The organism is Vibrio sp. 2-Bac 85 (genome assembly GCF_037546705.1).
Classification (GTDB): Bacteria; Pseudomonadota; Gammaproteobacteria; order Enterobacterales; family Psychromonadaceae; genus Psychromonas.
The window spans coordinates 50,906-72,388 of sequence record NZ_JALAAB010000005.1; the positions used below are offsets into that span (position 1 = coordinate 50,906).

Consider the following 21,483-nt stretch of genomic DNA (forward strand, 5'->3'; position numbering starts at 1 on the left):
ATCATGCCTATTAATAATGTAGAAGTAGTTATTTCACAGCAGAGTAAAGTAGAAATTCAATCAGCACTTGATATGATTAATGAGCATAGTGGAGTAGTAAAAAAGTTAATAATAGAAGATCAAATAATTGATGATATATCAGTGTCTGTTTTAAAAATATTAGTTGAGACTTAGATGGTGTAGTAGCTGGGGGGAAGTCGCTATACTTTAAATATGCTAATTAGCAGATTGCTCAACGATTTATTATTTAATTTTAATGCTAAATAATTAATTAAAATTGAGTGGTATTTATATTAAATAATTCTGCTTTTTATGCAGAAATATTAGTGACTACCAATTAGTACTAGGATGGAAGGAGATAAAATTTTATGCCTGAACTCGATATTGCATTTAAAATAAGTGATCAAATAATAACTTTTTGGCAGTTTTACGTTGCAGGTATTGCGAGCTTGGTTGGCTGGGTTTTTTCCAGAAATAATGCTTGGGCAAGACAAAAGCGTATTGGCGTTGGTATATCTGCTGCCATCTTCTTATCGTTCAGTTTTGGAGCCTTATATAAAACAATTAACAGTTTGACAAAAATAGTTAATATTTTAGATTCCAAATGCACTGCTTCTATAGCTAATATTGATTACGAGGTATATAAAGCAACACTTGAAAGATTAGAGCAGGGAGGCCTTTTATTAAACCTTGGCTTTCACTTATTAGCTGATTTTATTGTGCTTTATTTAATTTTTATTGTGTCAAAAAATGATCCTATAACTGGCCGATAAAATATACTTATAAATGGATCGAACAGTCAAAATATTTTGATTGTTGATTTTTAGCCTTCCTGTATTACAAGAAAACTCTCTACTGATAGTTAATTTGCTTATTAAGTTATTTAACCATTTTATTTTGACTCATACCTGTTAAAGCACATACATTACTGCCACTTTTATCTTACCTGTGGCAATTATGTTTTTTGTAACAGGTGCACTTTATACTTGGGGTATAAAAGGTGGAACTGAGAAAACGAACCAGGAACTACATATTAAAGAGCCAATTAAAGTAGAACTGACAGAGCTTGTTGCATTGACAAAAAATGAATTACAAAAACAAGATGTAGGGTTGCCATCAGGTAACGCGAAAATTAAAAAAATAGGTTCTTCTTTTCAGCTAGAATGGAGTGGTTCAACCGTTAGTGTTGTTTTAGCGCCTAATTTCAGCCTTTAAATTATTACATTAACCATAGAAAATGCTAGCTGGTATCGACAGCTTGTACAGCTACACAAAGCAAAAGGTAGTACTCCTTTTAAAGTCTATGCGACTGCGTTTGCCATTGCTTTACTGTTACTAATTATCTCTGGTTTTTTGATGGCATTACAAATGCCAAAGTTACGTCAGCTAACACTCATTTCTGCTTTGCTCAGCATTGCATTATTTGTTGCCATGGTGATAAGCAGTTAAGTTTTTTTATAAATAATATGTTGATAACTCATTTCAAGTCTATCAACGTTTGCTATTTGTCATAACAACGCCATCTTTTGGCTATTTCACTTTATAGATTTAAGGAAGGCTCAATCAGACAGCCAAGTTGAGTTCAATTGTCGGTAGCCTGAACCTTGGATAGTCAGTAGTCAAGTTCTGGGAAGTGCTGGAAATCTATAAGCTTTGGCTGATGATTATTTATAAACTATCTTTTAAAGATGCATATTGTTGCACTTGGAGGTAGTTTGTCATGACTCAATCTCGCTAATCACCAGTTTCCCTGTCTGATATGCCTTTGTATCATTGTATTTCGCATTTGTTCACCATGTTTTGTTGTGTGGTGGAAGTCGTTACTTTATATGTCCTGTTCAACTTCTATCTTAGTCAATTGTTGTTAATAATTAGTGCATTTTTATCCAATTCACCTCTAATCTATTATCTCCCTTTAGTTGATGCAGGTCTTATCTTTGACATAAATATTACCTTTGTCATGTTTATGTCATACTATTTTGCTTATATTGATTCTCTTATTTGGTATTACTTTTTTAGTTATAACAGACATCTATGGAGAGAATAATGCAAATTTCAAATTGTAGGTCACTAATTGCAGTCGGTTTTACCTTATGTGTAACAGCACAATCAGTGAATGCTGAAACACTTCGCTTATTGACATGGGGTGGTTATGCGCCAAAAGCTGTTGTTGATATGTTTAAAGCTGAAACTGGAATAGATGTTGAGGTGACTAAATCTAACAATGAAGACATGATTGCGAAACTTTCTGCTACTCGTGGTGGCGGCTTTGACCTAGTTCAACCTAGCCAAGATAGGATCGCCAGCGCACAAGCTGAGTTTAATATCTATAAACCGATTGATTTATCCAAGATAGATAATAGTTTGTTTGTAACGAGTATGCTTGATTCAACATTGAAGTCATCAATGTATGACGGTAAACCCTATGGCGTGCCGCATATTTGGGGTACTTCTGGTTTAATTGTAAACTCTGAAAAAGCAGCTGATGTAAAAGATTATGCAGACCTATGTAACGATGCTTATAAGGGCAAAGTGACTTATCGTTTGAAACGTCCTACTTTAATTGCTTTTGCATTTTCAATGGGCTTAGACCCATTTGCAGCTTATAACGACCCTGCAGAATATGAAAAAATTATGTTACAAGTGCAGGATAAGTTAATCAGCTGTAAAGGTAACGTTAAGGCTTACTGGTCAGGTGGCGATGCCATGAAAAATTTAATGCGTAGCGATGAAACTGTTGCTGCTATGGCGTGGGATGCAGGTGGTTGGCAGTTAAATGATGATAATAAAGCGATTAACTTTATTGCCCCAACATCGGGGGCATTGGGCTGGATCGATGCATTTGTAATACCGCGTAAAAGCAAAAATGAAGCGGCTGCTTATAAATGGATAAATTTTGTTATGCAACCAAAAATAGCGGCGTTGATCACTGACTCTGCAGGTAATTTCACTGCCTCAAAAGGGGCTGATGAATTCGTGAATGCACCATTAAGAGCTAAGTATCAATCAAGCTTTGATACGGCGTCTGTTGATAACATTAAATGGTATCCACCTGTGCCTGCTGGCTTAGAAATGATTGAAGGTAAAGTATTGGACCGCGTTAAAGCAGCAAAATAGCCCTCAGTTTTTTAATTCGTCTTATTTAGGTGTAACCTTGGTTGCACCTAAATTTTTATTTAATGTAAAACCAATTCAATTTTTAATTAGGAATTCATTTGCTTAATCATACGGATTTTGATTTGCAATGCACTGATATCGTCAGACAGTTTGATGATTTCACTGCCGTTGACCAAGTCTCCTTTGCCATCAAAAAGGGCAGTTTCTTTTCTATTCTAGGGCCTTCTGGATGTGGTAAAACAACTCTATTACGCATGCTAGCGGGATTTGACGACCCGACATCGGGTGATATTTTTATCAAAGGTAAATCGGTGGTGGGCGTTGCGCCTAATAAGCGCCCGGTCAATATGGTTTTTCAGCACTTAGCACTCTTCCCTAATATGAATGTGTCAGAAAATATTGCCTATGGTTTGCATCGCCAAGGGATTAATAAAGTTGAAATCAAACATAAAGTAGAGCAAGTGTTAGCGCGTGTTAACCTTAGTGGCAGTGGCGAAAAGAAAATAGCACAATTATCTGGCGGACAAAAACAGCGGATAGCGATTGCGAGATGCTTGGTGCTGAATCCTGATGTTCTGTTACTGGATGAACCTTTAGGGGCCTTAGACCTGAAGTTGCGTGAGCACATGAAAGTAGAACTAAAAAAACTGCAACAGGAGTTCGAAACCACTTTTGTTTATATTACCCATGACCAATCTGAAGCGTTGGTGATGAGCGATCAGGTTGCGGTGATGAATCATGGGCAATTTCAACAAGTAGGTGATCCTCAGCAGTTATATTTTCAACCAGATAATGCCTTTGTAGCAGGTTTTGTTGGTGATAGTAATAAGTGGTCAGCTAAGGTAATGGATATTTTATCAGATTCATTACAGGTAAAAACAGCATCTGGCTTAGTGTTACAAGTACAAAAACCTGAGAATAAAACGTTTATTATTGGTTCAGAGGTTGAGGTGTTTATACGCCCTGAAGCTATCCATATTTCGCCGATGTTAGAATCTAAAGTAGAAAGCACTCAATTACAAACGAATCAATTACATACTAATCAACTACATAGCAAAGTTAACAATATTTTATTTGATGGTGCAAATAGTCAGTTGTTAGTAGAAGAGCAAACCTCTAGCGAAGAGATAAAAGTTAAGCTGCCACAAACTGCTGAATTTATGCACTTAAAGAAAGGCGATAAATTACAAATTTCATTTCCTATGCAGCAAGTTAACGTTTTTCCTAAAATACAGGACAAATGAATAGATGGCCATTAAAGGAAAATCAAACACACCGCTTAAATTAGGCTTACTGTTACTGCTTTGCCCGTTATTACTATGGCTAGTATTGTTAGTTATTTTGCCGCAGTTGACCATGCTGAATATTTCATTGCAAGAGCGTGTTGCACCACGCATCTATGAATATGGTTTGAGTAACTATATTGAATTTTTTACTGAGCCTCTTTATTGGAACACTTTTCTGCGCACTGCTGTGATGTCAATAATTGCCACTATATTAACGTTAATCATCGCTTTTCCAATCTCTTACTACATCGCCAAGATGTTACGAGGTCGTGCCAAGGGCTTGTTGTTGGTGCTTTGTTTGGTTCCATTTTGGGTGAGTGAGTTAGTCAGAACTTATGGCTGGATGATTCTGTTACGTGAAAGTGGTGTGATAAGCTCTTTTTTACAATATATAGGCTTTACGGAAGGGCCGATTGAGTTTCTATATACCGATGCCACCATTATGTTAGGGCTAGTTTATAGCAGTATGCTGTTTATGGTTGTGCCGTTAACATCGACCTTAGAAAGTCTTGATGATAGTTATATTGAAGCGGGATATGATTTAGGCGGCAACGGATTATCTGTGTTTTGGCACATTATTGTGCCGCATGCTAAACCTGCCATCGTATCTGGCTGCATTGTGGTCTTTATGCTTACGCTGGGTAATTATTTAACGCCTATTTTATTGGGTGGTAAATCAAGTTTATGGTTCACTGAGCAAATATTTACGCAATTTATTACGCGGTTTAATTGGCAACAGGGCTCGGCATTTGGTGTTCTATTGTTAAGTATTTCTTCTTTGATTGTTTGGCTTGGGTTGAAACTTAGCCGTCAATCATTCAGCAAAGTGATGTCCTAGGAGACGTAATATGATCCCATCGATTCCGCAGTCAGCACTGTTTAAGTCTAGTTTTAGGATATATGCTTTTATATTTTTTACTTTTTTAATGGCTCCTTTAGTGGTTGTTGCTGTATTTGCGTTCAATGACAGTATGTTTCCCTCTCTCCCTTGGCATGGTTTTACCTGGGATTGGTTTTTCTCTGATCAAGAGCCGATGCTAGGGTTATTTCACGACCCTCAGTTATATCAATCAATTGCAACCAGCTTTCTAGTTGCAACTTGCACGACGGTTTTGGCTGTTGCGTTAGCCGTTAATAATGCTTTTTTGTTTGAACGGGCAACATTTCGAGGAAAAAGTGTTTTATATATGTTGATGTTATTACCTTTGGTAATACCTGGAGTTATTTTAGGCGTATCGATTTTAATCATGAGTTCAAGTATTGCTAATTATTTTGATGATGTATGGGCAATCGATATTGAATTGTTGAGGCCAGGTTTAACATTGGTAGTAATTGGTCAATTTGCTTTTATTACCACGATTTGTACCTTAATTGTTGCTGCCAGATTGCGCAGCTTTGATTTAAGTTTAGAGGAAGCTGCTTTGAACTTGGGAGCCACTAAATTACAAGCAATACGTACAATTACTATTCCGTATTTATTACCTGCAATTATTGGCGCTGCCGTGATCAGTTTTTTAATGTCTTTCGAAAATTTCAATACGACCTTGATGTTAGTTGGCTCAGATAGTCCTTTAACAATCACACTTTATGACCGTCTCAGAGAGGGCGCGACACCGGTGATTAATGTTGTTTCATTATTGTTAATGTTAACAAGTGTGGTATTGGCATTAGGTAATTACTTTTTATCAGGTCGGAAAAGTACTGCTGAATAAAAAAAGTGGGTGCTTTTCTTCCGCGTAAGGTGTCTTCAGTGCAAGGTAAAAGTTGTCAGGTTAGTCGTTGTCGCCATATTGAATCAGGCTTTAAAAGCTTTGCTTGGCGTTTTATTACGATTCTGCTAGTTAGAACCGTTTGAATTTTATTCGCTATGGTTTTGCGTTATCGGCGGTTGACTTTCTTAATCTAAAAAATGAGCAAATAAAATTACACTGCACTTGTTGTAACATCGTCTAATAAAATAATGCCTCATAAGTGATTACATTATTCACTTCATTGACACAATTAATAACTCCGCCGGCACAGGGGGGCACTTATAAAACAATTTCTTTTCGACAGTCATTTACTTCCACACCTAAAAAAGAGCCTAATAGCTCAGCATCTTGTAGCAACTGCTGTTGATCGTTGTGGTTTAAAATATTAATTCTTCGTCCATGTTCAGTTAATAAATTCAATTCAAAACAGGCGTAGTTTAATGCATGTTTACGTTGAATAACTTTGTTATTTATTTGCAAAGAAATAATGTTTTGCAGTTTAACGTCGCGGTCTTTATGGTTATTAAACAAACCGGTTTTTCGATCAAAACTGACTCGACTTAGAAATGGTTGAATTAATGAGATGCCGAAAGTGCTTATAGCAATACCAAATCCCCCAAGAAAAATGGCAAAGTCATATTTGTTTAAAACCATTAATTGGTAAGTTGCAAGGCTCATTAAAAATATCCCCACAACAATATAAATGACACAAAATAACATGGCAGTGATAGTCGGGCGCAAAAAAGCAATATCATCAACCACAAGCACTTTGTGTGATAAAAATTTAGGGCCGTCTCGCAGTAATGTGCGCGTTAAATCAATCGCTAAGGTTTCCGTTTCATTATCATTTTCGTTCATATACCTTCCTTGTATATCGTTTGTAATAACCATTGCTGAAAGAGATAAAATGTATTTGCTGATCTTTATTATGTAGAAAATATATACAAAAAAATTAGTGAGTATCCTATACAAAAAAACTCACCGAAGTGAGTTTTTTATTAAATACGGTTAACAAAAACCGTTAATAAACTGTTTTATGCTGACTGCTCTACAAAGATCCGTCAGTGAAGTTTATTTTGTATCGTATGTTTTTATCTCGCCAGATTTAACACGAGCAATAAATGAATGTAATTCTTTTTTCACGATCGGCATTAAGAAGTATAAACCAATAATGTTGAAGATAGACATTGCAAATAAAGCTGCATCAGAGAAGTCAATAACAGCGCCAAACTGAATGGTCGCACCAAGAACTACAAATAAACAGAAAATAACCTTGAAAATAAATTCTGTTGATTTACCTTCACCAAATAGGTAAGTCCATGCTTTCAATCCATAGTATGACCAAGAAATCATTGTTGAGAATGCAAACATGATAACTGCTAATGCTAGTAAGTATTTAAAGACGCCTGCAGTTTCAGTAAATGATGCGGCTGTTAATGTTACGCCTGTTAAACCACTGCCATCAAAAGGTGCAACATTTAATCCTGCAATAATGATAACTAATGCTGTCATTGTACAAATAACAACAGTATCAATGAATGGTTCTAATAAAGATACAAGACCTTCAGTAATAGGCTCTTTAGTTTTAACTGCGGAGTGAGCAATCGCTGCGGAACCAACCCCTGCTTCATTGGAGAAGGTCGCGCGTTTTAGACCTTGAATTAATGCACCAATGAAACCACCAACAACACCGGCTCCGGTGAAAGCACCTTCAACGATAGAAGCAAAAGCAGGACCTACTTGCTCAATATTTGCAACAATAACAATAAGTGCCATGCCTACATATAACGCAGCCATCCATGGAACAACTCGCTCAGTTACCGATGCAATTGAAGGCATACCACCAACAATTACTGAAAATACTAATGAAGCCAGTACAATACCAGTAATAACACCATATTCACTTGGTACGTCAAAGGCATACGTTAACATTGCATGTGCTTGGTTTGCTTGGAACATGTTACCAGCACCTAACGTTGCTAAAATACACATTAATGCAAAACCAACCGCTAATATTTTACCTAAACCACCGAGGCCTTTTTCACTTAACCCTTGGCTTAAGTAATACATTGGACCACCAGATACAACACCCGATGGTAAAATAGTTCTGTATTTTACACCTAAAGTACATTCACAGAATTTAGACGCCATGCCCAGAAGACCACATAAGATCATCCAGAAAGTTGCGCCCGGGCCACCAATTGCAAGTGCGACACCAACACCGGCAATATTACCAAGACCAACAGTACCTGAAAGGGCCGTTGTTAATGCTTGGAAGTGAGAAACTTCGCCTTCTTCTTTAGAGTTGGGATCTGTATACTTTCCTTTTATAATATTAATCGCTAGTCCAACACGTTTAAATTGTACAAAGCCAAAATAGATAGTGAAGATCAAGGCTGCTACTAATAACCAACCAACGATTAATGGAAAGCTTGCTTCGCCAATAGGAACACTTTTAAATATTAAACTGACAAACCAACCTGTGTAATCACTAAAAAAGCCATCAACAGATTTACTTAAAGAGTCTACTGCTTGTCCAAATCCACTCATTTCTTCAGCCAAAGCATTGGCGCTAAAGGCTAATAGAAAGAAGGGTATAAATTTTCGTGTTTTTATCATGTTTATTTCCTTATACATGTTAATTTCCTTATATAAAATATGCAGAGAGATTAGTTGTTTAAAGTCAAAGCATATTCAGCATAAATAGTGTAAATGATTTAAGCCAGTGTTATTGACTATTTTCTTTGATTTTTATGGATTAAAAATCAGTTTCAACCAATATAGATGTTAAATTTAGGTTAAAGTTTTGTTTATTCTGTTGTGTGAGGCTGAACAGTCTGAATCTAAACTATTGTGAAGTTGAACTGGATTTAGCCGATTCACCGTTAATACCATACATCGCTTAATGCTGTTTCGCTAACCCTATTAAATATGTTTTCATCTTAGAACTGATTGTCTTAATGTTAGTTTTAATATAAAACCTGTTTAATTAAAAGGTATAAGCCTGACCTTAAGCTCACCAAGTTATGTATATAAGTTAACAATCCGCAACTGTTTGAACCTTCATCATGCAGCTATCATTTGTTAACAACTTAATAACATTATTTTATTGTATTACATTGATATCTATTGATTATTTCCAGAGTGTTTTCACTATTGTTTGCTATTTATTAAAAGCGAATTAAAATAGCGCCGGATTTAAACCACTTTCATTTCTCCTGGTGTTGGTCTGGTTCTGAGTAACAGCAATCACAGAATTATCCAGCCTTCACAGATAGGTGCCCATTCAGCGCATCCTATAGGGATCAAGAAATACTCACTACCATTTAAATATTTTATTTGTTAGAAAAATCAACCTCAAATGACGCACTCAAAAATTACATCAATCGCTATCGGTGCTTTTTGGCTATGGTTCTTGCTCTTTTATTTGCAAGTACAAACGCGATAGATGAGGTGATTAATTTTACAAAAAATAGTTAAAAGGTAAATATACCAAGGATACAAACACCATGCTTGAACAGCATAGTAAGACTAAAACACAACGAAACTCTGATCTTATATATCGTTTAGATGATCGTCCGCCACTGCCTGAAACACTATTTGCAGCGACTCAACATTTATTAGCTATGTTTGTTGCAGTGATCACTCCCTCTTTAATTATATGCCAAGCATTGGGTTTACCTGCCAGCGATACTAATACCATCGTTAGCATGTCGTTATTTGCATCCGGCATTGCTTCTTTTATTCAAATTCGTACCTTTGGTCCGATAGGCTCTGGCTTATTATCAATACAAGGTACTAGTTTTAATTTTTTAGGTCCGATCATTGGTGCTGGCTTAGCGCTTAAAGCGGGTGGTGCGGATATTAGTACTATGATGGCTGCTATTTTCGGTACGATTCTATTTGCCTCATTAACCGAAGTATTTATCTCCCGTGTGCTACAACATACGCAACGCATTATTACACCGCTTGTATCAGGCATTGTTGTTACGCTGATTGGTCTGACATTGATCCAAATTGGTTTAACCTCCATGGGAGGGGGTTATGCAGCGATTGAAGATGGTAGTTTCGGTAGCCTTGATAATTTAATGCTAGCGGGAACAGTATTAGGCTTTATTGTGTTATTGAATCGCGTAAAGCATCCTTATTTACGTGTTTCATCGATCGTTATTGCCATGATAGCAGGCACGGTATTAGCTTGGTTTATGGGTATGTTAAACACAACGGATGCGCCTGAAACAGCTTTAATCGCAGTTCCGTCGGTGATGCAATATGGTTTAGGCTTCGATTGGGGATTATTAATTCCCTTGGTGATTGTATTTGCGGTGACGTCATTAGAGGCGATCGGAGACATAACAGCAACCTCTGAAACATCTGAGCAACCGGTTTCTGGCCCACTTTATTTGAAACGTATAAAAGGCGGTGTATTAGCAGATGGTTTGAACTCGGCTATCGCTTCGTTATTAAATAGCTTCCCTAATTCTACCTTTAGCCAAAACAACGGAATTATTCAGCTAACGGGTGTTGCAAGTCGTTACATCGGTTATTTTGTGGCGGGTATGTTGGTGTTACTTGGTTTATTTCCTGGTGTTGCTAACTTAGTACAATTAATTCCTGAGCCCGTATTAGGTGGAGCGACGGTGGTTATGTTTGGTACCATTGCAGCTTCAGGTATTCGTATCATTTCTCGTTGTGATCTGGATCGCCGTGCTATTTTAATCATGGCTCTATCATTTTCAATGGGATTAGGCATTGGGCAGAACCCTGAAATTCTTCAGTTCATGCCTGACTGGGTGAAAAGTATTTTATCTTCTGGGATGGCGGCTGGTGGTATTACTGCGATCTTCTTAAACTTAGTTTTACCTGAAGAACCAAAGCAAAACAAAGATTAAAACAAGTTTGTAACTTGCTATCGACAACCGTATTGCTACCTGATTAACAGTAGTACGGTTTCATTTAATTATTTATCTATTTTGTAATATACCTCTCACACTATACCTACTTTCTCTATATCTATTTCAAACTGTACTTATTCCACTTAATTCTCATTTCGCTCTTTACGTATTCAACTCGATAGCGCAATACAAAATATTAACGGTTAATTTATGTACTGCTGTTATGAGGCATATTAATTGTGCACTTATTCACTTCTCATATGGTTAAGCGCGATTAATGTCAGACATTACTTCAATTCAATAGTGATAAAATGATTGTATTTGTCGATTTTATTTATAAAAACTTTTGTTTGTTTTTTAAACATTTTACTGTAAATAATAGTGCGAAAATAATTTGCTATTTGACTTGATTTTTTATTGAGTTTGATTGATATGTAGGTACAATCGCGCCGATTGTGATCTACGTTAAAGATTGCAACATGAACAAAATAAAGACTTGTTTTTAATGTGAGTTCTTAAACGCTTAAGCGAAAAACTTAAGATGATGTTAACTGCCATTATGGCTATATATTTGGAATATTGAATGTGACTGGGTGCCAACCTCTTTTACAACTTTCTGGGATCAGTAAAACGTATGCCGATAATACGGTTTTAGATGCGTTAGATCTTACAATTTACGACGGTGAGTTTCTTACCTTATTAGGTCCATCAGGCTGTGGTAAAACGACAGTGCTACGTATTATTGCTGGTTTTGAAAAAGAAGACCAAGGGCAAGTAATGCTTGATGAAAAAGATATCTCTATTCTTAAGGCTGAACATCGCCCCGTGAATACCGTGTTCCAAAGTTATGCTTTATTTCCTCATATGACAGTGTATGACAATATCGCGTTCGGTTTGATCATGCATAAAGTACTCAAGGCAGAAATTAATGACCGTGTAATTGAAGCATTACGTATGGTGCGTTTAGAAAGTTTTGCTCAGCGTAAACCACATCAATTATCCGGTGGACAACAACAACGTGTGGCTATTGCGCGCGCTGTGGTTAATCGCCCGCGTTTATTATTGTTAGACGAGTCGTTGAGTGCGCTTGATTACAAATTACGTCAAGAAATGCAAATAGAGTTAAAGCGATTACAACGTCAACTTAACATCACCTTTGTTTATGTTACGCACGACCAAGAAGAAGCGTTGTCGATGTCAGATCGTATCGTGGTATTAAACAAAGGTAAGGTACAGCAAATTGGCACTCCGCGTGAAATCTATGAAACGCCGGTCAATCTCTTTGTGGCACGCTTTATTGGTGAAATTAACCAATTTGATGGTCATGTGGTGCGTCGCATTGATGAAAAACACGTTGAAGTGGTTGCTGAAGGTGCTGATTGGGTTGTGCAAACGGATTACCCTTTTGCCGCGAATGACAAAGTACACGTATTACTTCGCCCTGAAGATGTACGCTTAACTAAACCTGAATTAGCGGCGAATACTGTGCACATAGAAGGGCATATTCACGAATGTAACTATAAAGGGAAAACCTTAGATTCTTATATTCGTTTATCTACTGGCACCAATGTGATTGCCAGTGAGTTTTTTGATGAAGATGATCCCGACTTTGACTACCGCTTAGGTCAAAAAGTCGCATTACAATGGATAACGGGTTGGGAAGTGGTATTGCCATATGAACAAACAATTTAATCAGTTTCGTTTTTGGGCTATTGGTCTTGCTACAAGCTGGCTAGCACTGTTTGTTCTAGTGCCGAGCTTGATGGTTTTAGTGACCAGTTTCTTAACTCGTGATGCTGATTTTTTAATACAGTATAAATTTAGCCTAGAAGGTTGGAAAAGCGTTTTCGATCCGACCTTTATTGCATTGTTGTGGGATTCACTGTCGATGTCAATGATTACGGCTGTGATCTGCTTAGCGATCGCCTATCCTTTTGTGATGTGCTTGATGTCATTACCAAAACGCTGGCGTGGCATTGTGTTGTTTCTGTTAATTGTGCCATTTTGGACAAATTCTTTGGTACGTATTTATGCGATCCAATTTTTGTTAGGTAAAAAAGGCTTAATTAATGAAGCACTGCAATTTATCGGTTTGATTGATAAACCATTGGACATGTTATATAGCCAGTTTGCGGTTATTTTTGGTCTCAGTTATATCCTGTTACCTTTTATGATCTTACCTATTTATTCCTCTATGGAGCGATTAGATTTTAAATTGTTAGATGCGGCTAAAGATCTCGGTGCGAGTGCAAGCCAACGTTTAATGCGCATTACTTTACCATTAACACTGCCGGGTATTATTGCCGGGTGTTTGATGGTGGTTTTGCCAGCCATGGGCATGTTTTTTGTGGCGGATTTATTGGGAGGTTCAAAGCATGCGTTATTGGGCAATGTCATTAAGAACCAGTTTATACAAACACGTGATTGGCCATTTGGTGCCGCATTGAGTATTTTAATGATTTTATTATTATCATTTATGCTTTGGCTTTATTACCGAGCGACAAAAATGTCGAATCGCGAAGGGGGCATCAATGACTCGAATTTTTAGATTAGGGTTTATCGGGCTAGTACTTTGCTATGTGTACACACCTATTTTTATTTTAGTGGTTAACTCTTTTAACGAGTCTCGCTACGGTAATAAATGGAGTGGTTTTACCTATAAATGGTACGAGAAGTTATTTGAAAATGATTCGTTAATGGAAGCGGGTTGGCACACCTTACAAGTTGGATTGACCAGTGCTACAGCTGCAACTGTGATTGGTACTTTAGCGGCAGTTGCATTACAACGTTATCGTTTTTATGGTAAAGGTGCGGTCTCTTCGCTGGTGTTTGTAAGTATGTTAACACCGGACATTGTGATGGCGATTGCCTTACTTATTTTATTTGTTACTTTGGGTATTGAACTCGGCTATATTTCGCTTTTAATTGCACACATTACTTTCTGTTTGCCATTTGTGATCATTAGTGTTTTCTCTCGCTTAAAAGGCATGGATATGTCAGTCACGGAAGCAGCGCGCGATTTGGGTGCTAACGAATGGCAGGTGTTTAGTAAAATTATCCTACCAATGATATTACCAGCGGTAGCATCGGGTTGGTTGTTAAGTTTCACGTTATCCATCGATGATGTGATTGTGAGTTCCTTTGTAACGGGGCCAGGCTATGAAATATTACCACTTAAAATATATTCCATGGTCCGTGTTGGTGTGTCGCCAGAGGTTAATGCTATCTCTACTTTACTCTTTGTTGGGTCAGTAGTCTTAATTGTAATATCGCAGCTATTGCTACGTAAAAAAGGAAATTAATAATGAAAAAATGGTTAACAGTAACCGCCGCAATGATGCTTAGTTTTTCAGCAATTGCAGAAGAAAAAGTCGTGTTGTATAACTGGGCTGATTACATTCCAGATAAAGTACTTAAATCGTTTACTAAAGAAACGGGTATTAAAGTTGAAGTGGCTACCTTTGATAGCAATGAAACTATGTTCGCTAAATTACAATTAGTGAACGGTAAAGGTTATGATTTAGCGGTACCTACAACCTTTTTTATCGAACGTTTAAAACGTGCTGATCTTATACAGCCGATTGATAAATCTAAATTAAAAAATTTGGGTAACTTAGATCCAAACTTATTGGATCAAGCTTACGACCCAGGCAACAAATACAGTATTCCATACCTATGGGGCAGTACGGCTATTGCGGTTAATACGGATGAGATGAATTCATCATCAATTACGTCGTGGAAGGATCTTTGGAAACCAGAGTTTAAAGATCAAATCCTGTTATTAGATGATGTTCGCGATATCTTTTTAATGGCATTAAAAGTGAAAGGCTTTGAAAACAATACCACTAATGAAGACGAAATTCGTCAAGCTTATGAAGCACTAGTTGAGTTATTACCAAACGTGAAATTATTCTTGTCTGATTCACCAAAAGGGCCGCTTATTCAAGGTAATGTACCGATGGGCGTTATGTGGAATGGTGAAGCTTACATGGCACAAGTTGAGTTAGGTACGGTTGATTACATTTACCCAAAAGAAGGTGTTACTTTGTGGGTAGACAGTCTTGTTATCTCTAAAGGCGCTGAAAATGTAGATAATGCACACAAGCTTATTGACTATATATTGCGTCCTGAAATTGGAAAAATGATTATTGAAGGTGTAGGTAATTCAACCCCTAACTTAGGTACTATCCCTTTGTTAAGTGATGAAATGCGTAATAACCCAATGGTTGTACCGCCAGCTGATGTTATTAAAAACGGTTCGTATCATAGTGACTTAGGTGAAGCGAATGCCATCTATGAGAAATACTGGCAAATGCTAAAACAAACTAAATCATAAAGGTTGTAAATCTTAATAATATTTTTACACCTTAATTAATTAAACCGCTCAACGAGCGGTTTAATTATGCTTAATATTATTGTTATTACTGCAATAAAGGATCTCGCTTATTTAACCTTTCTATCGGATTCCTCTTTTTAGCCTTTTACTTACCTTTTCAATCTTTCATCCATCTCTTTTAATTAAATGATTGAATAGCAAAATTGCTAACAGGCTATCAACTTTACACCTACTTATGCGCTATGGTCATTATTAGATATTACAAATACTATATATAAAAAACTATAGCTGTTAAAGCTAGTTAATGTCTTTAGCCGCTAAGTTATTGAGTCTCAAAAATCTGTAAACAAGTTCATAGAGGAGGTGTTTTATGGCTTTTATTCAATCATTTGGTGCAGCTGAAACAGTAACTGGTTCATGTCATCTCTTACAGCTTGAAAATGGGCCAAATATATTAATTGATTGTGGTTATTTTCAGGGTGAGGGTGAAGAAAAGACCTATGAACCTTTCGATTTTGATCCTAAAAGCGTCAATATTATCTTAGTCACGCATGCTCATTTAGACCATGTAGGACGCATCCCTAAACTCGTTAAAGAAGGCTTTGATGGCAAGATTGTAGCTTCTCGTGCCACCATGGATTTAGCTGAAGTGGTGCTAATGGATAGCGCTAAAATTGCCGAAGAAGATTACAAATTGGCTTTTAAAAAAGCAAAACGGTCGGGTACTGAAAAAAAAGTTCGTCCCCCTATCTATACTATTGATGATGCTAAAGCAGTATTTGATTTAACCATTCAATATGCACAACATAATAAAAGTATTCAACTGACTCCTAATGTGAAGGTGACGTTTCGCCAGGCTGGACACATTCTCGGTTCAAGTACAGTGCAAGTTGATTTTGAAGAAGCTGGCACAACTAAGTCGGTGGTTTTTTCTGGTGACTTAGGCGGCCGTAAAGATTTAATCATGCCTGAACCTAGTGTTATTAAACAAACCAATGCGTTATTTATTGAGTCAACTTATGGTGACCGTAATCATTGTGGTTTAAAAGAGACGGTAGATGAGTTTAAGGAAATTGTAATTAATACCTTAAACAATAAAGGCAATGTCTTGATCCCGTCATTTGCTATTGAACGTTCGCAAGAAATTTTATTGTTATTAAAGCAAATGTATTACGACAAAGAGTTACCACAATGCCAAGTCTTTTTGGATTCTCCAATGGCGATGCGCGCCACGCAAATTTATACCGCTCATCACCATGAGTTGAATGAATCAGCCAAACAACTACTTGATCGTGATGGCAGTGTATTTGACTTCCCTTATTTACAATATGCTTTAAAAAGCAATGAATCGATACTCATTAACAAAATAGAAAGTGGTTGCATCATTATCGCAGGTAGTGGCATGTGCACGGGAGGACGGATATTACATCACTTAAAACATCGTTTATGGGATGAAACTAATAGTGTCATATTTGTTGGGTATCAAGTTCAGGGGACGTTGGGAAGGAAGTTAATAGATGGAGTGGATTCGATTCAGCTTTACCATGAAAATATTAAGGTAAATGCAAAAATACATAAAGTGAATGGTTTCTCCGCTCATGCCGACCAACATGACCTTTTAGGATGGATCAGTGAATTTGAAAAAATTGAATATGTGTTTTTAATACATGGAGAACCAGATAAACAAAGCATTTTTAAACAAGCAATAGAAGAACAACTAAATATACCAACACATATTGTGCGTTACGCAGAGAAAATTAACATTTGATCTAAAGCTTTGTTTTATTGATTGAGTTGTTTTATATCAATTATTTAGTTCTATTTTGGCAAGCTTGGTGCAGCTAAACGCTGTACCAGTTATTATTTTTTTATATTAATTTAATCTAATCTTATGTAAACCCTTCTTACGTCTCATTTTTATTGGATAATCTCTATAAATCGTTCTTTAAAAGAAGAAATATGCTTTATAAACTATTTTTTGTGATCTATGTCCTTCACGTGTATGCTTCGCACCTCTGATTTGGTGATAGTAAAAACAAGGGCTCTGTCTATTGTTATTATTTTATAATGCCAAAAAATACAACTTTTAAAGAGTTGAAATAACTTTTAGCTCTAACCCTTTATTTTTGTGATAAATAGGATATAAAAATGGACAGCAAGCTAATCCTTGTACTTAACTGTGGTAGTTCTTCTTTGAAATTTGCCATTATTGATGCCGTTACTGGTGATGAAAAACTTTCTGGTCTTTCTGAGTGCTTACACTTAGATAATGCAAGTATTAAATGGAATTTAGAAGGTGTAAAAGGTAAAGCTGAATTAGGTACTGGTGCTGCCCATGATGAAGCATTAACTTTCATTGTTAATGAAATCCTTTCGTTAAATCCTGTATTAAAAGAAAACTTATATGCTATTGGCCATCGTATCGTACACGGTGGTGAGCAGTTCACTGAATCTGCTGTTATCACTGACTCTGTTATCCAAGGTATTGAAGATTGTGTGTCATTAGCGCCTTTACATAATCCAGCTCATTTGATCGGTATTCGTGCAGCTCAACATGCACTGCCTTTATTAAAAAATGTGGTTGTGTTTGATACTGCTTTCCACCAAACAATGCCTGAGGAAGCTTATTTATATGCACTTCCGTACAAACTTTACCGTGATAATGGCGTTCGTCGTTACGGTATGCACGGTACTAGCCATTACTACATTACATTACAAGTTGCTGAAGTATTAAATAAACCTGTTAATGAGTTAAATATCATCAACTGTCACTTAGGTAACGGTGGTTCTGTTTGTGCTATTAAAAACGGTATTTCTGTCGATACGTCAATGGGTATGACGCCGTTGGAAGGCTTAGTAATGGGAACGCGTTGTGGTGATTTAGATCCTGCAATCATTTTCCACTTACATGACGAATTAGGTTACAGCATGGAAGAAATTCACACTATGCTAACAAAAGAGTCTGGTTTATTGGGATTAACTGAAAATACATCGGATTGCCGATTTGTTGAAGATAATTACCAACAAGATAAAGCGGCGACGCGTGCTATGGACCTTTACTGCTACCGCTTAGCTAAATACATTGCAAGTTACACTGCAGCTTTAGATGGACGTTTAGATGCTGTTGTATTTACAGGTGGTATTGGTGAAAACTCTGCACCAATCCGTCAATTAACATTAGCGCGTTTAGGTTTATTAGGCTTTAAAGTGAATGAACAAGAAAACCTAGCAAACCGTTTTGGTAAATCATCTAATAAAGGTATTATCAGCGAACCAGGTAGTACAGTCGCGATGGTTGTTCAAACTAATGAAGAATGGGTTATTGCAAAAGATACTTTACGTTTATTGACTGTTTAATAAATTAAATAGTTAAAAGGTAATAGTTTAACGACTCAAAGGCCATTTTTAAAATACCTACCAGTTAATTGCTGGTGGGTATTTTTTTGTCTTTTTTCTGTGGATTGTAGTGATGCTATTACTTATAGGGACAATGTGATCTTTAAATTTTTAAACGCTAATTATCGATCTATTGAAGAAAGTTGGTGACTTTAAACGATTGCACTTTTGACTTGAACTCAAATGTGTTTAAAGCCACCAAAATCATTAGAATTGGTAAGTTAAGAAAAGGCGAGCATCCCAAGCTTGAGTGTCATCTGAACCTATTTTATCATCTAACCAAGCATAACCAAGTTTCACTGAAGTGCTGAAGTTTTTAGCTAGTTGACGACCGTAAATTACATTCAATTCTACTGCATCATAATCATCTGTATCGGCACTATTATCAACATCGGTAAAAGCGGCCATAGCCCATAACCAATCTTTTTTAGATAATGCACTGTAACCTTCAACAAAATAACCTGTTGTTCCTGCAAGGAAACCATAAGGGTTTGCCATTAATGGGAAAGTAGGCGTTAAGTTAGATTGGAAAAGATCTTGAAAAGTGTGTTCATTATCACCACCAGCGGATCCGGGTACTAACCAGATACCAGGGCGAATATAGGCGCCGTCTTTACCTTCAAAAATAACTGATGTTTCGATGAAGTCAGCAGAAAGGTCGCCATCATTACCGTAAGAACCATTACCTTTACCTACAGAATCTTGATGTGCCCAAACGTTACGCCATTTGATACCCTCAACAACTTCCCATTTAACATTTGCTAATACAGTATTAAAAATATCTTCAGATAGGTAATCTGACACATTGATATTTAGTTTATTAATGCCGGTGTAGGTGTAATCGACAAAGAAAGTACCTGCTGTGGAATAGTCTTTGCCAGCAACATCACTAACATCAGTAAATTCATAATTAAATGCAGCTGAATCTTCGTAGGTAAACGTTGACCATGAACTGTATTTATAAATCCAACCTGCAACTAGTTTAGTGTCTTTGATATCTTCACTTTCAAATACAATGCCTTCCATTGACTGTGATTTTTGACGTGGGGCAATATCTGGCATTAAGAGTGTATCAATAGCAAAACGACCCATTTTTACATTTGATTTAGCTAAGTCATATGCGCTCATATTCAAGTTAACAAATGCTTTATTAAGGGTATTGAAATCGTCATTGATTGGTACATTTGGGTTATGTTCCCATAATGTAAAAGAGCTAACCCATTGTGCACCTACTGTAAAACCTGCGTATTCAGGCGATAAATAATTTAATGTGAAAGCAAGTGTTGAAGTATCACCTCTTTCATCACCAGTGGCATATTTGTTTTTATCACGAGACATTGTTAAAGATTGAATTTGGCCAGAGAAGTTGCCAAAACCAGCATCATTGATGCCGTTTATTAGATTATTAGTTGTTTCTTCTGCAGCAACAGACATTGTGGTCGCTAGAAGTGTTACAGAGAGTAATGCTTTTTTCATTTAAAAATCCATATTAGGGGCGTTATAACAGCCTTAATTATATCACCGATAAAATGTAATGATATAAATGCGCCAATGTTCGAACTTAGTTGAAGATTAATTGTCCGCTTGTGTTTGCTTTTTAGACAGAACCAATTGGAGTGAATAGATTCAACTAATAAATGCATGATTAATCTGTTGTTATTGCCGTCACGATGATAAGTGGATTGAATATCTGCCCAAGGTAAATTAAGGTGGGTATATCAATCATACTAATTCATCTCACTAGTTAATCGCTCTATTTTTTTTGTTAAAATGATCTATTGCTTGGTTGTGAATTTCGTAAAAGGGAACGACCATTTAGATTAAATTACATTGTAAACTAATGCATATTTCCACGTGCAATTTAGTTATCTTACTTAATATCATTGCTATTACTTAACCTATATCGAGGGGAAACGATGGATCTGTTGCTGGTTGTTATCATTTCTACATTATTCGCTGGCTTGGCGATGGCACTTGGTGCTGTTATTGCTTATGTTGAAAATATAAAAAACCAATGGATTGAAGAAGAATTCAGACATAGTGTGATGGCTTTTGGGGGCGGGGCGCTATTATCTGCTGTTGCGTTGGTATTAGTCCCGGAAGGCATTGTTAATTTTAGCCCTGTAGCGGCCTGTGTTTGGTTTATTATCGGTGGGCTGAGTTTCATGGGCTTGGATATCTACCTTAAGAAAATTAATACTCCAGCCAGTCAACTTGCAGCCATGCTATCGGATTTTATTCCCGAGTCGATTGCGCTTGGTGCCGCCTTTGCGATAGGCAATAGTAATGCCTATTTATTAGCTGCATTGATTGCCTTACAAAACTTACCTGAAGGTTTTAGTGCCTATCGAGAGTTAAACTCAAGCGCCGCTTATAAGCCTAAAAAAATCATTCTGATGTTTTGTTTAATGGCGATGCTTGGACCCGTTGCAGGCGTTTCAGGGTACCTCTGGTTATCTGAGTATCCAAAGGCAATTTCCGCCCTTATGTTATTTGCTTCCGGCGGTATTTTATACTCTATATTTCAAGATCTTGCACCACAAGTGAAGCTAGAAAAACATTGGGCTCCGCCGATTGGTGCAGTGCTAGGTTTTGTATTGGGTATGTTTGGGTTAATGGTTACTTCAGGCAATTGATATCGAATATATTCAATCCTGTATTTTAAAGTTATTAACCTGTAACCGTATGATATATATGAATTG

At 36.8% G+C, this 21,483-nt stretch carries 18 protein-coding genes; 15 read left to right on the forward strand and 3 right to left on the reverse strand.

Annotated elements, in window-relative coordinates:
- Nucleotides 1–3 precede the first annotated feature (3 nt).
- From MT390_RS07260 to MT390_RS07290, 7 genes are all read left to right on the forward strand, one after another.
- Entirely contained in the window at nucleotides 4–174 is a 171-nt protein-coding gene (locus tag MT390_RS07260; protein ID WP_499440402.1) for a hypothetical protein, read from the forward strand.
- Between the two features lie 194 nt (nucleotides 175–368).
- Nucleotides 369–773, forward strand: a complete 405-nt coding sequence (locus MT390_RS07265; protein ID WP_499440403.1) for a hypothetical protein — start codon at nucleotides 369–371, stop codon at nucleotides 771–773.
- Nucleotides 774–957: 184 nt separating this feature from the next.
- Complete coding sequence (locus MT390_RS07270; RefSeq protein WP_499440405.1) at nucleotides 958–1,215, forward strand: hypothetical protein; 258 nt, start codon at nucleotides 958–960, stop codon at nucleotides 1,213–1,215.
- Nucleotides 1,216–2,046: 831 nt separating this feature from the next.
- The gene (locus tag MT390_RS07275) at nucleotides 2,047–3,117 is read left to right on the forward strand and encodes an extracellular solute-binding protein (RefSeq protein ID WP_499440406.1); all 1,071 of its coding nucleotides are present in this window, start codon (nucleotides 2,047–2,049) and stop codon (nucleotides 3,115–3,117) included.
- A gap of 98 nt (nucleotides 3,118–3,215) precedes the next feature.
- Nucleotides 3,216–4,361, forward strand: coding sequence for an ABC transporter ATP-binding protein (locus MT390_RS07280; protein ID WP_499440407.1), 1,146 nt, complete (start codon nucleotides 3,216–3,218; stop codon nucleotides 4,359–4,361).
- A 4-nt stretch (nucleotides 4,362–4,365) separates the two neighbouring features.
- A complete protein-coding gene (locus tag MT390_RS07285; RefSeq protein ID WP_166370392.1) occupies nucleotides 4,366–5,241 on the forward strand; it encodes an ABC transporter permease in 876 nt (291 codons plus the stop codon).
- A gap of 10 nt (nucleotides 5,242–5,251) precedes the next feature.
- Nucleotides 5,252–6,115, forward strand: a complete 864-nt coding sequence (locus tag MT390_RS07290) for an ABC transporter permease (RefSeq protein ID WP_499440408.1) — start codon at nucleotides 5,252–5,254, stop codon at nucleotides 6,113–6,115.
- A gap of 318 nt (nucleotides 6,116–6,433) precedes the next feature.
- On the opposite strand, the gene MT390_RS07295 is transcribed toward MT390_RS07290, so the two are convergent.
- Both MT390_RS07295 and MT390_RS07300 read right to left on the reverse strand, forming a co-directional pair.
- Nucleotides 6,434–7,012, reverse strand: coding sequence for a hypothetical protein (locus MT390_RS07295; RefSeq protein ID WP_499440409.1), 579 nt, complete (start codon nucleotides 7,010–7,012; stop codon nucleotides 6,434–6,436).
- Nucleotides 7,013–7,225: 213 nt separating this feature from the next.
- Complete coding sequence (locus MT390_RS07300; protein ID WP_299659357.1) at nucleotides 7,226–8,773, reverse strand: alanine/glycine:cation symporter family protein; 1,548 nt, start codon at nucleotides 8,771–8,773, stop codon at nucleotides 7,226–7,228.
- A gap of 890 nt (nucleotides 8,774–9,663) precedes the next feature.
- Between MT390_RS07300 and MT390_RS07305 the strand changes: the two genes are divergently transcribed.
- The 7 genes from MT390_RS07305 (at nucleotide 9,664) to MT390_RS07335 (ending at nucleotide 18,742) form a co-directional block, all read left to right on the forward strand.
- Entirely contained in the window at nucleotides 9,664–11,046 is a 1,383-nt protein-coding gene (locus MT390_RS07305) for a uracil-xanthine permease family protein (protein WP_166370384.1), read from the forward strand.
- A 588-nt stretch (nucleotides 11,047–11,634) separates the two neighbouring features.
- Nucleotides 11,635–12,741: a spermidine/putrescine ABC transporter ATP-binding protein PotA gene (potA, locus tag MT390_RS07310; RefSeq protein WP_499440410.1), complete on the forward strand. Its 1,107-nt coding sequence runs from the start codon at nucleotides 11,635–11,637 to the stop codon at nucleotides 12,739–12,741.
- Nucleotides 12,725–13,597 (forward strand): spermidine/putrescine ABC transporter permease PotB, encoded by an 873-nt coding sequence (potB, locus tag MT390_RS07315; RefSeq protein WP_166370380.1) that lies wholly within the window; start codon nucleotides 12,725–12,727, stop codon nucleotides 13,595–13,597. Before potA ends, potB begins: the two co-directional genes overlap by 17 nt.
- Nucleotides 13,581–14,351: a spermidine/putrescine ABC transporter permease PotC gene (gene potC, locus MT390_RS07320; RefSeq protein WP_499440411.1), complete on the forward strand. Its 771-nt coding sequence runs from the start codon at nucleotides 13,581–13,583 to the stop codon at nucleotides 14,349–14,351. The genes potB and potC overlap by 17 nt, the downstream gene beginning before the upstream one ends.
- Nucleotides 14,352–14,353: 2 nt before the next feature.
- A complete protein-coding gene (locus MT390_RS07325) occupies nucleotides 14,354–15,385 on the forward strand; it encodes an ABC transporter substrate-binding protein (RefSeq protein ID WP_166370376.1) in 1,032 nt (343 codons plus the stop codon).
- Nucleotides 15,386–15,755: 370 nt separating this feature from the next.
- Nucleotides 15,756–17,153, forward strand: a complete 1,398-nt coding sequence (locus tag MT390_RS07330) for an MBL fold metallo-hydrolase RNA specificity domain-containing protein (RefSeq protein ID WP_499440413.1) — start codon at nucleotides 15,756–15,758, stop codon at nucleotides 17,151–17,153.
- A 380-nt stretch (nucleotides 17,154–17,533) separates the two neighbouring features.
- On the forward strand, nucleotides 17,534–18,742 hold the full coding sequence (locus tag MT390_RS07335) for an acetate kinase (RefSeq protein ID WP_499440414.1): 1,209 nt from the start codon (nucleotides 17,534–17,536) through the stop codon (nucleotides 18,740–18,742).
- A 246-nt stretch (nucleotides 18,743–18,988) separates the two neighbouring features.
- Here the strand turns inward: MT390_RS07335 and MT390_RS07340 are convergent, their stop codons facing one another.
- The gene (locus tag MT390_RS07340) at nucleotides 18,989–20,257 is read right to left on the reverse strand and encodes a hypothetical protein (protein ID WP_499440416.1); all 1,269 of its coding nucleotides are present in this window, start codon (nucleotides 20,255–20,257) and stop codon (nucleotides 18,989–18,991) included.
- 440 nt (nucleotides 20,258–20,697) lie between these two features.
- Between MT390_RS07340 and MT390_RS07345 the strand changes: the two genes are divergently transcribed.
- Complete coding sequence (locus MT390_RS07345) at nucleotides 20,698–21,417, forward strand: ZIP family metal transporter (protein ID WP_499440418.1); 720 nt, start codon at nucleotides 20,698–20,700, stop codon at nucleotides 21,415–21,417.
- The last annotated feature ends 66 nt before the right edge of the window (nucleotides 21,418–21,483 follow it).